Genomic DNA, 11,534 nt, shown 5'->3' on the forward strand with positions numbered 1-11,534 from the left:
CGCTGACATGGTCAAGCCTGGTGCGGCGTTGCTGGATGTGGGGGTGAGCCGTGATGAGGACGGCATCGTGGGTGATGTGGACCCCAAGGCGTACGAGGTCGCGGGTTGGATCTCGCCCAATCCTGGTGGTGTGGGGCCGATGACCCGCGCGATGCTGCTGGCCAACGTCGTCGAGACCGCCGAACGACTCAGCTCCTGACTCTCAGCAGCCGTTGAAAGCACAAGGCGCCTCCATGCATCACCTGGAGGCGCCTTGTTGCAGCCCTGCGTCAGTCCCCGAGCTCGGTCCGGCGCCGGTTGACGTAGTCCTCGAGCTCCGCGCGGATGCTCTCGTCGAGTGGCGGCTGCTCGTACTCCTCGAGGCGCTTCTTGTAGATGACCTCGGCCCGCTGGTTGGTGTCGAGCGAGCCGTTGCGGGTCCACTTGTCGAAGTTGTCCGAGCTCGACAGGAACGGCCGGTGGAAGCACGTGCGGAAGCGCTCCATGGTGTGCATCGCGCCGAGGAAGTGACCACCGTGGCCGACCTCGACGTGAGCATCGAACGCCAGGGAGCCCTCATCGATCTCGAGCGGGGTGAACTCGGCACGAAGCATCTGCAGCAGCTCGACGTCCATGATGAACTTCTCGTAGCCGGCCACCAGCCCGCCTTCGAGCCAGCCGGCGGAGTGCATGACCCAGTTGGCCCCGGCGAGGAACGTCGGCATCAGCGTCATGAGTGCCTCGTAGCCGGCCTGCGCGTCGACCTGGTGGGCGGACGTGAGCCCGCCACCGGAACGGAACGGCAGGCCGAAGCGCCGGGCGATCTGTCCGGTGCACAGCAGGCCGATGCCGGACTCGGGCGTGCCGAACGTGGGCGAGCCCGACTGCATGTCGATGTTGGACAGGAACGACCCGAAGATGACCGGCGTTCCGGGGCGCACCAGCTGGGCCAGCGCGATGCCCGACAGGGCCTCGACGATCTGCTGCACGAGCGCCGCCGGGATCGTGACCGGCGACATCGCGCCCATCAGGATGAACGGTGTGAGCACGACGGGCTGGCCGGCCTTGGCGTACTCGAACAAGGACTCCAGCATGCGGTCGTCCCAGCGCAGCGGCGAGTTGCAGTTGATCAGTGAGATCGAGACCGGCGTCTGCTCGATCGCCTCGCGGCCGCCGAACAGGATCTCGCCCATCGCGATGGTGTCGCGGGCGTTCTCACCCGTCACGACGTTGCCCATGTAGATCTTGTCGGTCAGGGTCTGCAGCGCGTAGATCATGTCGAGGTGTCGCGAGTCGAGCGGCGTGTCGTACGGCTCGCAGATGATGCCGCCGGCGGAGTCGAGCTCGGCGTAGCCCTGGGCCAGCTTCGTGAAGTTGCGGAAGTCGTCCATCATCGCGTCGCGGCGCACGGCGCCCTGGCGGACGAACGGGGGACCGTAGACGCCGCTGAACGCCATCATGTTGCCGCCGATGTGCACGTTGTTGGCCGGGTTGCGGGCCTGGACGTCGAACTCCTTGGGGGCCAGGGCGACCTGGGCGAGCACGAACTCCGGATCGAGGAACACGGTCTTGTCGACGACCTTCTGTCCCGCCTTGCGGAACAGCTCGAGCGCGTCGTCGTGCATGAACTCGACGCCGACCTCGGTCATGAGGCGACGCCAGGCAGTTTCCAGGGATGCCATCGCGTCCTGGGACAGGATCTCGTAGCGCGGCATCGTGTTCTCGAACATCGGACCTCCAAAGACCGTGAAAAGGAGCGGGACCGAAAACTGCTGTGCCCGCAGTGCTTGACCCCAACGATCTGGGATCCTACCCTCATGTTATGGGAATCAGGTTCCACACTATGGAACTCTCGCGATCTTGTGAAGAGCGCGCGCGCCCCAATTTCCACCCGAGACGAGAAAGTGTGGATCGATGAGCAACGGCACCCAGTCCCTCGATCGCGCAGCCGAGCTGCTGTCGCTGGTCGTGCGCGCGGAGGAGCCGATCTCCTACACGAAGATCGTCAGCCAGACCGGCCTGGCCCGTTCCACGGCGTCACGTCTGTTGCAGGGACTCGAGCGCAACGGCCTGCTCGAGCGTGACCGCGACGGCGCATTCCGCGGGGGCGCGCTGTTCGCCCACTACGCCAACAAGTACGACCGCACCGAGGCGCTGGTCGCCGCGGCGCAGCCGAGCCTCGATCGCCTCGCCGACGCGACCGGTGAGACCGTCAACCTGGCGGTGGCGCGTGGCGACACCGTGGTGCAGGTGGCGCAGATCGACTCGAGCTTCATGATCGGCGCGTCCAACTGGGTCGGCATCGACGTCCCGCCGCACTGCTCGGCGCTCGGCAAGGCGATGTACGCCTTCGGCGCGCTCCCGCTGCCCAAGCGCGAGCTGGAGCGTCGCACCCCGACGACCATCACCGATCCGGACGAGTTCAAGGCCGAGCTCGAGCTCGTACGCGAACGCGGCTTCGCCATCACCCGCGGCGAGCTCGAAGAGGGGCTGGACGGCATCGCCGCGCCCGTCGTCGGCGTCGACGGCCACCCGCTGGCCGCCCTGGGCGTCTCCGGTCCGGCATTCCGGATCGAGGAGTCCCTTCACAGCATCGGTGACCTCCTGGTCGCCGAGTCAGAACAGCTGACCCGACTGCTCGCGCGTCGCATACGAAAGGAAACCCGCCCATGACTCCTGAAGAAGTCCTGCAGGGGCTCTACGACGAGACCCTCGTCGGCAACGCTCCCCGCGTCCTCGAGCTCACCAAGCTCGGCATCGAGATGGACATGGGTCCGGAGACATTGCTGTTCGATGCGTTGATCCCCTCGCTGGAGGAGGTCGGCGCGCGCTTCGAGCGCGGAGACTTCTTCGTGCCGGAGATGCTGATCGCCGGTCGCGCGATGAGCGGAGCGCTCGACGTGCTGCGGCCTCTCCTCGCGGAGACCGGCGCGGAGACCGTCGGCACGTTCCTCATGGGCACGGTCAAGGGCGACGTGCACGACATCGGCAAGAACCTCGTCAACATCATGCTCGAGGGCGCCGGGTTCCACGTCATCGACCTCGGCGTGCAGGTGCCGCCGGAGAAGTTCGTCGAGGCCATCACCGAGCACAAGCCGGACATCGTCGGCATGTCGGCGTTCCTCACCACGACGATGCCGATGTTCAAGGCCAACATCAACGCGCTCGAGAAGGCCGGCATGCGCGACAAGGTCATCGTCATGGTCGGCGGCGCACCGGTCACGCAGGAGTACGCCGACGCCGTGGGCGCCGACGCCTACGCGCCTGACGCCTCGGCGACGGTCAAGAAGGCCAAAGACCTGATCATGCGCCGCCGCGAAGCCGCCGTCAGCGTCTAGTCCCCAACCCCAGCAACCCAGGAGTCCTCAGTGCACACCATCATCCGCTCGGCCAGCAAGGAAGTCGTGCTCGGGCACGACCAGAAGTTCTGCATCATCGGAGAGCGCATCAACCCGACCGGACGGCGGATCTTCCAGGAGCAGCTGCGCGCCGGGGACATGTCGGCCATCGAGCGAGATGTCGATGCGCAGGTGGCCGGTGGAGCCATGGTCCTCGACGTCAACATGGGCGTTCCGCTCACTGACGAGCCGGAGCTCCTCGGTCGTGCCATCAAGCTCGTCCAGAGCCGCACCGACCTGCCGATCTGCATCGACTCCTCCGTCGTGGAGGCGCTCGAGGCCGGCCTTTCGGCGTACGAAGGTCGCGCCCTGGTCAACTCGATCACGGCCGAGGACGACCGCATGGAGGCGATCCTGCCGCTGGTCAAGAAGTACAACGCCGCCGTCATCGCGCTGCCCAACGATCACGACGAGATCCCGATGGAGCCGGAGAAGCGGCTCGACCTGGTCGAGAAGATCGTCCGCGTGGCGACGACCGAGTACGGCATCGCGCTCGAGGACATCGTGATCGACCCCCTCGCGATGCCGATCGGTGCCGATCCGCTGGTCGGGAAGTCGTTCTTCCAGACCGTGTCCGGCATCCGCGAGCGCTGGGGCATCAACACGACGTGCGGCGCCGGCAACAACTCGTTCGGCATGCCGGGGCGCGACGATCTCGGTGCGTCGTTCCTGCCGATGGCGATCGCCGCGGGCCTGACGTCCGCGATCATGGACGCCCGCAGCCCGCGCATGGTGACTGCGGTCAAGGCCGCCGATGTCGTGATGGGCAACGACGAGTGGGGCATGGCCTGGATCGGCGACTTCCGCGCGAAGCAAGCCGCCGAGAAAGCGGCCCAGGAGGGCGCAACAGCCTGATGACCGATCAGCCGCGCCGCTCACGGGCGATCCACGTCGACGTTGAGGCCGAGTATGCCGCCAATCCCGAGTGGGACGGGACGGGCCGACTCAAGCTGAGCTTCACGCCGGCCGACCGCGACGTGCGGGTGCCGCCGGCGGTGTCGGTCTTCGACGCGGCGAGCTGGAACGGCATCGCGATCGACTCGACGTGCGGTGGCCACGGCACCTGCAAGAAGTGCAAGGTCAGGATCCTGGACGGCACGATCCCGGTGTCGCCGATGGACCAGCGCGCCTTCGGCCCCGAACAGCTCGAGGACGGCTGGCGCCTGGCGTGCCTCGCGGCGGTCCACACCGACCTCAAGATCGAGATCCCGCCGCTGACCACCCGGCCCAAGGCCGCGACGGTCGGAGTCGGTCGCCAGGTGATCCTGCGACCGGCCATCATGAAGCGTTACGTCGAGCTGGATGAGCCGTCGCTGCACGACCAGGTGCCTGACGTCGAGCGGTTGCTGGCCGCGATCGACGACCTCGAGCTCAAGGTCGACCTGCACGCCCTGCGCCGCATACCGTCGGTCATCCGCGCAGCGGGCTGGAAGGTCACCGCCGTCATCGTCGACGAGCTGCTGATCGACATCGAGCCCGGCGACACGACCGAGACCCACCACGCGCTCGCGTTCGACCTCGGCACCACGACTGTCGTGGCGACCCTGCTCGACACGTCCATCGGCACGCCGGTCGCCGTCGCATCGATGCTCAACAAGCAGCAGCCCTTCGGCGGTGACGTCATCACGCGGATCAGCGCGACCATGATGGATCCCGATACGCTGCCGCGGCTCACCGAGCTGGCCAAGGACACCCTGGCCGAGCTGACCGGCAACGTGTGCGCCGAGGCCGGGATCGAGCCGACCCAGATCTACGAGATGGCGCTCGCGGGCAACGCGACGATGGTCGCCCTCCTGCTGGGCATCGACCCCGAGCCGATCGGCGTCGCGCCGTTCATCCTCAGCTCGCGGATCACCCCGGCCGTCAGCGCCGCCGATCTCGGTGTGCCGATCCACCCGGCGGCGCCGGCGTACGTCCTCCCGTCGCTCGGCGCCTACGTCGGCGGCGACATCGTGGCCGGCACGCTGGCCTCGGGCATGGATCGCGACAAGCGGCTCCGGCTGTTCATCGACGTCGGCACCAACTGCGAGATCGTCCTGGGCGACGGCGACCGTCTGCTCTCGACCGCGGCACCTGCCGGTCCGGCGTTCGAAGGTGGCCAGATCCGTTGCGGCATGCGCGCGGCCGATGGCGCGATCGAGGTCGTGTCGCTGACCGAGGACGATGTCGAGCTGCAGGTCATCGGCGATGTCGCGCCGATCGGCCTGTGCGGTTCGGGGCTCGTCGACGCGGTGTCGGAGCTCGTACGGGCGGGGTTGCTCGACCACAGCGGTCGCTTCATCACCGAGGAAGCCGCACAGGAGCTCCTGCCCAAGCTGGCCGGCCGGCTGACCAAGATCGGTGAGGAACGGATCTTCGTCCTGCACTGGGCCGGCACCGAGGGCGATGTCAGCGCGTCGACCTACATCTCCCAGCGCGACGTCCGTGAGCTGCAGTTCGCCAAGGCGGCCATCTCGACGGGCTGGACCTTGCTGCTCGAGGAGATGGGAGTGACCGAGCAGGACGTGCAGCAGGTCCTGCTCGCCGGGTCGTTCGGCTCCTACTTGTCCCCGGCCAGTGCGGTCCGGATCGGCCTCGTGCCCAAGCTCCCGGTGCTTCGCATCGTGAGTGCCGGCAACGTCGCCGGCGAGGGCGCCAAGATGACGCTGCTGAGCCAGCCTGAGCGGGCCGGCGCCGAGGCGCTGCTGAAGGAGGTGTCCTATGTCGAGCTCTCCGACCGCAAGGACTTCAACGACCGGTTCGTCGACCTCCTCGCCTTCCCCGGATAGGTCACGCATCGCGGTCATCGCGTGCGGCGCGATCGCGCAGCCGATCTCCGAGGTCGTGGAGCGGCACGGCTGGTCCGTCGACATCCACCCGCTGCCGCCGCTGCTGCACAACCATCCCGAGCAGATCGCCGGCGAGGTCGAACCCCTCGTCGTGGCGCTGAGCGGGTCGTACGACACGGTCGCCATCGCCTACGCCGACTGCGGGACGTACGGCGCGCTCGACGAGGTGTGCAACCGGCACGGCGTACGCCGGCTTGAGGGGCTGCACTGCTACGACGTCTACGGGGGAGCGGACCGCATGCGCTCGATGCTCGAGCAGCAGCCCGGGACCTACGTGCTCACGGACTTCCTGGTGAAGTCGTTTCGCCGCACGGTCGTCCAGGAGCTCGGGCTGGACCGCTACCCAGAGCTGCGCGACGACTACTTCCGCCACTACACGCGCGTGGTGTGGCTCGCGCAGGACCCCGACGCCGAGCTGCAGGGCCTTGCCGAGGACGCGGCCGCCGTGCTCGGGCTCCCGCTCACCGTGCTCGATGTCGGACTGCAGGGCCTGGACGACTCGATGCGTGACCTGCTGGCGCTCTAGCCTCGTCGCCTGTCGTAGCCGGTTCCTACACTCGGTGTCATGACGATCAGCATCGGAGCGCACGTCGCCCAGGACGACCCGATCGCCGAGGCGAAGGCCCGCGACGCGACGCTGGTGCAGTTCTTCCTCGGCGACCCGCAGGGCTACAAGGGGCCCGAGGTGCGCTATTCCGGAGGAGCGGCAGGCCTGCGCGCCGACGCGGAGGCGGCCGGCGTCGACCTCTATGTGCACGCGCCCTACATCATCAATGTCGCGACGACCAACAATCGCATCCGCATCCCCAGCCGCAAGCTCCTTCAGCAGCACGTCGACGCCGCAGCCGAGATCGGCGCCAAGGGCCTGATCGTGCATGGCGGCCACGTCAACACCGGCGACGACCCGGCGATCGGTTTCGACAACTGGCGCAAGGCGGTGCAGGCGACCGACCTCAAGCTGCCCGTGCTGATCGAGAACACCGCGGGCGGCGACAACGCGATGACCCGCCACCTCGACCGCATCGCCGGGGTGTGGGAGTCGATCTCCACCGCGGACGGTGCCGAGCAGGTCGGTTTCTGCCTGGACACGTGTCATGCCTGGGCCAGCGGCATCCCGCTCGGCGACGCGGTCGAGCAGATCCGCGCGATCACCGGACGGATCGACCTGGTGCACGCCAACGACAGCCGCGACGCGTTCGGATCCGGCGCCGACCGGCACGCCAACTTCGGCAACGGCCAGCTCGACCCCGACGAGCTCGCGGGAGTCGTCCGTTCGGCCGGCGTGCCGGTGATCTGCGAGACCCCGGGCGGCCCGGCCGAGCACCAGGCGGACTTCGCCTGGCTGCGCGAACGCCTCTAGCGCTTCGCAGCGGAGTGCGAGTCGAGCTCGGCCAACAGGTTCTCGCGCCACGTGTGGGTCTCGGCGACCTGGTTGAACGTGAAGAGGTGCAGGCCTTCGACGTGCGAGGAGGGCTCACGGGTCGTCGGCGAGATCCGCTCGATGAAGCGCTCGGGGCTGTAGCCGCCCGGCGTGGCGATGCGCGCGAACACCGACTTGTTCTTGGCCAGGAACCGGGCCGACTCGCTCACCCCGATCTTGGTCGCCATCGACAGCAGCTTGGTGCGCTCGACGGGTCCGGCCAGGCCGATGAGCAGCGGCGTGGCGGCGCCGCGCGACCTGACCCGCTTGATCCACGTGCTGACGACGGCCGGGTCGAAGCACAGGTTGCTCACCAGCTCCGTGGCGTGCTCGCGCTTGTCCCACATCGCCTGCACGGTGATGTCGTCGTTGATCGTGGGATGCGACTCCGGGTAGCCCGTGACCCCCACATGGGCGAACGGCCGGCCCATGTCGCTGAGATCGCGGAGCAGGTCGACTGATCCCGCGTACGCTCCGGCCTGCGGATCGGCATCTCCGGCCGGCACGAAGACGCTGTCGATCCCGCTCGCGAGCAGCCGGGCCACGATCTCCTCGAGCTCGGCGCGACCGCTGATCATCCGGGCCGCGAGGTGGGGGACCGCTCGGTAGCCGTGGCCGACGAGCCGCTCGGCCAGGTCGAGTGTCGCGGGCAGTCCCTTGCCGATCGACGCGGTCACCGTGAACGTGTGCCCCGGCGGGACGGATCCGAGGATCTTGTCCTCGATCGTCGCCGTGGGCAGCACTTCATAACGCGCGTTCGTGAGGAGCCGGCGCATTTCGGTCTTGGTCGCGGCGTTGCGCATTGAACAACTCATTTCGTGATACGCACCAGAGGATCTCAGCGTACCGGCGGGCCCACCCCGCGGCAAGACTCTCTCGCCTCGCATCTAGGGTGACCACTGGGAATGTCGGACGAGACCGGGAGCGCACACATGGACACACGGATGATGGGTCGCACGGGACGCGAGGTCTCGGTCGTCGGGCTCGGCACCTGGCAGCTCGGCGCGGACTGGGGCGATGTCACGCACGACGAGGCGATCGCCGTGCTCGACGCCGCCACGGACGCCGGCGTGACGTTCTTCGACACCGCCGACGTCTACGGCGACGGCCGCAGCGAGCAGCTGATCGGTGAGTACCTTCGCGCCCGGCCCGAGCTCGACGTCTTCGTGGCCACCAAGATGGGCCGCCGTGCCGAGCAGGACCCGGCACACTTCACCCTCGACAACTTCCGGGCCTGGACCGACCGGTCGCGGACCAATCTGGGCGTCGAGACGCTCGACCTGGTCCAGCTGCACTGCCCGCCGACGCCGGTCTTCTCCAGCGACGAGGTCTTCGACGCACTGGACCTGCTGGTGCAGGAGGGCGTCATGTCGGCGTACGGCGTCAGCGTCGAGACCGTTGACGAGGCCCTCACCGCGATCGCCCGCCCCCACGTCGCGAGCGTCCAGATCATCTTCAACGCGTTCCGGCTCAAGCCGCTCGACGAGGTGCTGCCGGCGGCGAAGGAAGCCGGCGTCGGCATCATCGCCCGCGTGCCGCTCGCGTCCGGCCTGCTGTCGGGCCGCTACACGACCAGCACGACGTTCGCGCCGGACGACCACCGCACCTACAACCGGTCGGGCGAGTCCTTCGACGTGGGCGAGACGTTCTCCGGCGTCGACTTCGAGACCGGCGTGTCCGCCGCGCAGGAGTTCGCGGCCGCTGTGCCCGACGGCGTACGTCCCGCGCAGGCGGCGATCGCGTGGATCCTGGCCCAGGACGGCGTCACCACCGCGATCCCCGGTGCCCGCAACGTCAACCAGGCGCGCTCCAACGCCGAGGCTGCCGACGTGGCGCTTCCCGAGGACTTCGACGCAACTGTGCACGACATCTACGACCGTCTCCTGCGCGAGGCGATCCACCCCCGCTGGTAGGGCGTACTAGGCTCACGCCCAGCGAGGTGAGGATGGACGCGGAGGCTCGATTCGACGAGATCGTCGATGACCTGGCGCCTCGTGGTGTCCTGCCCGGAGCGTTGTTCGGGGCCCGCTCGCTGACGGTCGACGGCACGGCGTTCGCGTGTCTCAAGAGCGAACAGCTGGCGGTCAGGCTCGGCGCGGGAAGCGCGGCCCACGCGGCGGCGCTCGGGCTCGACGGTGCTTCGTTGTTCGACCCGTCCGGCAAGGGCCGGCCGTTCCAGGACTGGGTGGCGGTGCCGGTCACGCAGGCCGACGAGTGGGGACGCCTGGCCGAGGCCGGTCTGGATGCGCTCGGCGGATCGGCATGATCTTCTCGTCACCCGATCCGGCCAGCGACCCGTACTTCGCGGTTGCGCTGCTGCGGCTGCAGAAGACCTCGTACGCCCAGGAGGCCGAGCTGGTCGGTGACGATCGCATCCCGCCGTTGCAGGAGGACGAGGTCGAGCTGACCGCCTGGCGGGGTCGCTGGCTGACTGCGTGGGAGGGCGTCGACCTGGTCGGTGCGATCGCATGGTGGGAGGCCGACGACCGCGTCGAGATCGAGAAGGTCATGGTCAGCCCGACCGTGATGCGCCGCGGTATCGCGAGCGCACTGCTCGGCCAGGTGGTCGACCGGGCGTCGGGGCGGGAGATCTTGGTCGCGACCGGCCGCGCGAACACGCCCGCCGTCGCGCTCTACGCCAAGCACGGCTTCCGCGTGGAGGGCGATGAGGAGGTCCCGCCAGGGATCTGGATCACCCGTCTGCGGTACTCGCCGGTCGAGTAGTCGACGGAGCTCTGCGTACCGAGCCGAGCTCAGCTCTGGACGATGCGCATCGCGGCCCAGGTCTCGTCGAGGGCGATGCTCTCGACGGCCATCCAGCCGTAGTCGCCGACCAGGTCCTGCAGGGTGTCCTCGTCGAGGTCGGAGTGACTGTTGATGGGATAGGTGATCCACACGATCGGGATCGAGCCGAGCTGGGGCAGCACCTCGTCGAAGTCGTCCGCCAGCGCCGTGCGGTTGTCGGTGATCATGATCGCCGCGTCGACGTTCTCCGGTACTTCCTCGTCGCGCTCCTCGATCGTCTCGGCGCCCTCGGGCATCGGGTCGAGCAGTGAGGTCTCCTCGACGCTCGCGCCGATGATCCAGACGACGAAACCGTCGCCGATCCGGAGCTTCTCGGCGTTGGTCGTATCCGTCATGCCCTCATCCTATGGGTGACCGGCGGACCGCCGTGACGTCGCGGATCGTGCGCCCCACGCCGAGGCCCTTGCCCTCGAACCGAGTCTGCGGGCGCCCCTCGAAGCGCGTTCCCCATTCGCCGCCGTCGAAGTCGGGCGACTCGGTGATGACCGAGCGGATCTGCTCGGCATAGTCCTCCCAGTCGGTCGCGAGACGCCACACCCCGCCGGGCTCCAGCACGCGGGCGGCGAGCCGGGCGAAGTCCGGCGTGACGAGTCGGCGTTTGTGGTGCCGCTTCTTGTGCCACGGGTCCGGGAACCACACGCGCAGCTCGTGGACGGACCCGGGCGGCAGCATCGTGGTCAGCGCCTCGGCGGCGTTGACGACGAGCAGTCGTACGTTGGTGACCCCGACGTGTCGCATCGTGACGAGGGTCTGGGCGACACCCGGCACATAGACCTCCAGCCCCAGGAAGTCGACCTCGGGGTGGTCTGCCGCGGCCTGTACCAGTGCCTCGCCGCGTCCGCTGCCGATCTCGACGACGAGCGGTGCGGTCCGGCCGAAGACCGCACGGGTGTCGAGCACGTACGACGGGTCGACCGACGTGCTCGGCCCGTGCCGCGGGACGTCCAGAACGTACGTCGGCGACATCGCGTCCCACGCCGCCTGCTGGCGCTCGGTCAGGCGTCCGCCGCGTCGGGTGAACGAGACCGGCTCGGTTCGGTACGGCGTGGGCTCCACTCGCGCTAGCGTAGACGCGTGGACATCGAACCTGACACCAAGGACTGG

General features: G+C 68.4%; 13 protein-coding genes and 1 pseudogene. 10 read left to right on the forward strand and 4 right to left on the reverse strand.

The annotated features are described in order from the left end of the window. A pseudogene (locus V6M46_RS07520) lies at positions 1-199 on the forward strand (bifunctional methylenetetrahydrofolate dehydrogenase/methenyltetrahydrofolate cyclohydrolase); the annotation flags it as partial. 70 nt (positions 200-269) lie between these two features. Here the strand turns inward: V6M46_RS07520 and V6M46_RS07525 are convergent. Then, entirely contained in the window at positions 270-1,709 is a 1,440-nt protein-coding gene (locus V6M46_RS07525) for a trimethylamine methyltransferase family protein (RefSeq protein ID WP_332663415.1), read from the reverse strand. Between the two features lie 184 nt (positions 1,710-1,893). Here V6M46_RS07525 and V6M46_RS07530 point away from each other — a divergent pair, with 184 nt between their 5' ends. Genes V6M46_RS07530 through V6M46_RS07555 form a run of 6 tightly spaced genes read left to right on the forward strand, consistent with a single transcriptional unit; the run spans position 1,894 to position 7,565 of the window. Next, on the forward strand, positions 1,894-2,652 hold the full coding sequence (locus V6M46_RS07530; protein WP_332663417.1) for an IclR family transcriptional regulator: 759 nt from the start codon (positions 1,894-1,896) through the stop codon (positions 2,650-2,652). Continuing rightward, a complete protein-coding gene (locus V6M46_RS07535; RefSeq protein ID WP_332663419.1) occupies positions 2,649-3,317 on the forward strand; it encodes a corrinoid protein in 669 nt (222 codons plus the stop codon). The genes V6M46_RS07530 and V6M46_RS07535 overlap by 4 nt, the downstream gene beginning before the upstream one ends. A 30-nt stretch (positions 3,318-3,347) precedes the next feature. Continuing rightward, on the forward strand, positions 3,348-4,232 hold the full coding sequence (locus V6M46_RS07540) for a dihydropteroate synthase (protein WP_332663421.1): 885 nt from the start codon (positions 3,348-3,350) through the stop codon (positions 4,230-4,232). Next, entirely contained in the window at positions 4,232-6,145 is a 1,914-nt protein-coding gene (locus V6M46_RS07545; RefSeq protein ID WP_332663423.1) for an ASKHA domain-containing protein, read from the forward strand. Before V6M46_RS07540 ends, V6M46_RS07545 begins: the two co-directional genes overlap by 1 nt. Then, positions 6,078-6,731, forward strand: a complete 654-nt coding sequence (locus tag V6M46_RS07550) for a DUF1638 domain-containing protein (protein ID WP_332663425.1) — start codon at positions 6,078-6,080, stop codon at positions 6,729-6,731. The genes V6M46_RS07545 and V6M46_RS07550 overlap by 68 nt, the downstream gene beginning before the upstream one ends. A gap of 39 nt (positions 6,732-6,770) precedes the next feature. Next, positions 6,771-7,565 (forward strand): deoxyribonuclease IV, encoded by a 795-nt coding sequence (locus V6M46_RS07555; RefSeq protein WP_332663427.1) that lies wholly within the window; start codon positions 6,771-6,773, stop codon positions 7,563-7,565. Here V6M46_RS07555 and V6M46_RS07560 read toward each other — a convergent pair. After that, complete coding sequence (locus V6M46_RS07560; protein ID WP_332663429.1) at positions 7,562-8,428, reverse strand: methylenetetrahydrofolate reductase; 867 nt, start codon at positions 8,426-8,428, stop codon at positions 7,562-7,564. The two genes, V6M46_RS07555 and V6M46_RS07560, sit on opposite strands and share 4 nt — an antisense overlap. Positions 8,429-8,557: 129 nt before the next feature. Here V6M46_RS07560 and V6M46_RS07565 point away from each other — a divergent pair, with 129 nt between their 5' ends. Genes V6M46_RS07565 through V6M46_RS07575 form a run of 3 tightly spaced genes read left to right on the forward strand, consistent with a single transcriptional unit; the run spans position 8,558 to position 10,349 of the window. Next, the gene (locus tag V6M46_RS07565; RefSeq protein WP_332663431.1) at positions 8,558-9,538 is read left to right on the forward strand and encodes an aldo/keto reductase; all 981 of its coding nucleotides are present in this window, start codon (positions 8,558-8,560) and stop codon (positions 9,536-9,538) included. Between the two features lie 32 nt (positions 9,539-9,570). Beyond that, positions 9,571-9,891, forward strand: a complete 321-nt coding sequence (locus tag V6M46_RS07570; protein ID WP_332663433.1) for a hypothetical protein — start codon at positions 9,571-9,573, stop codon at positions 9,889-9,891. Then, positions 9,888-10,349 (forward strand): GNAT family N-acetyltransferase, encoded by a 462-nt coding sequence (locus tag V6M46_RS07575; RefSeq protein WP_332663435.1) that lies wholly within the window; start codon positions 9,888-9,890, stop codon positions 10,347-10,349. Before V6M46_RS07570 ends, V6M46_RS07575 begins: the two co-directional genes overlap by 4 nt. A 29-nt stretch (positions 10,350-10,378) precedes the next feature. Here V6M46_RS07575 and V6M46_RS07580 read toward each other — a convergent pair whose 3' ends face one another. Together V6M46_RS07580 and trmB are read right to left on the reverse strand one after the other, a co-directional pair. Beyond that, a complete protein-coding gene (locus tag V6M46_RS07580; protein WP_332663436.1) occupies positions 10,379-10,765 on the reverse strand; it encodes a hypothetical protein in 387 nt (128 codons plus the stop codon). A gap of 4 nt (positions 10,766-10,769) precedes the next feature. Further along, on the reverse strand, positions 10,770-11,486 hold the full coding sequence (gene trmB / locus V6M46_RS07585) for a tRNA (guanosine(46)-N7)-methyltransferase TrmB (protein WP_332663437.1): 717 nt from the start codon (positions 11,484-11,486) through the stop codon (positions 10,770-10,772). Positions 11,487-11,534 lie beyond the last annotated feature (48 nt).

The sequence above is a fragment of the Aeromicrobium sp. genome (genome assembly GCF_036676885.1).
In the GTDB taxonomy this organism is placed as follows: domain Bacteria; phylum Actinomycetota; class Actinomycetes; order Propionibacteriales; family Nocardioidaceae; genus Aeromicrobium.

Coding starts and splice junctions, on each gene's coding strand:
- V6M46_RS07545 (WP_332663423.1), top strand. CDS start 4,232: ATGACCGATCAGCCGCGCCGCTCACGGGCGATCCACGTCGACGTTGAG.
- V6M46_RS07550 (WP_332663425.1), top strand. CDS start 6,078: ATGTCGAGCTCTCCGACCGCAAGGACTTCAACGACCGGTTCGTCGACC.
- V6M46_RS07580 (WP_332663436.1), bottom strand. CDS start 10,765: ATGACGGATACGACCAACGCCGAGAAGCTCCGGATCGGCGACGGTTTC.
- V6M46_RS07565 (WP_332663431.1), top strand. CDS start 8,558: ATGGACACACGGATGATGGGTCGCACGGGACGCGAGGTCTCGGTCGTC.
- V6M46_RS07575 (WP_332663435.1), top strand. CDS start 9,888: ATGATCTTCTCGTCACCCGATCCGGCCAGCGACCCGTACTTCGCGGTT.
- V6M46_RS07525 (WP_332663415.1), bottom strand. CDS start 1,709: ATGTTCGAGAACACGATGCCGCGCTACGAGATCCTGTCCCAGGACGCG.
- V6M46_RS07535 (WP_332663419.1), top strand. CDS start 2,649: ATGACTCCTGAAGAAGTCCTGCAGGGGCTCTACGACGAGACCCTCGTC.
- V6M46_RS07560 (WP_332663429.1), bottom strand. CDS start 8,428: ATGCGCAACGCCGCGACCAAGACCGAAATGCGCCGGCTCCTCACGAAC.
- V6M46_RS07530 (WP_332663417.1), top strand. CDS start 1,894: ATGAGCAACGGCACCCAGTCCCTCGATCGCGCAGCCGAGCTGCTGTCG.
- V6M46_RS07570 (WP_332663433.1), top strand. CDS start 9,571: ATGGACGCGGAGGCTCGATTCGACGAGATCGTCGATGACCTGGCGCCT.
- V6M46_RS07555 (WP_332663427.1), top strand. CDS start 6,771: ATGACGATCAGCATCGGAGCGCACGTCGCCCAGGACGACCCGATCGCC.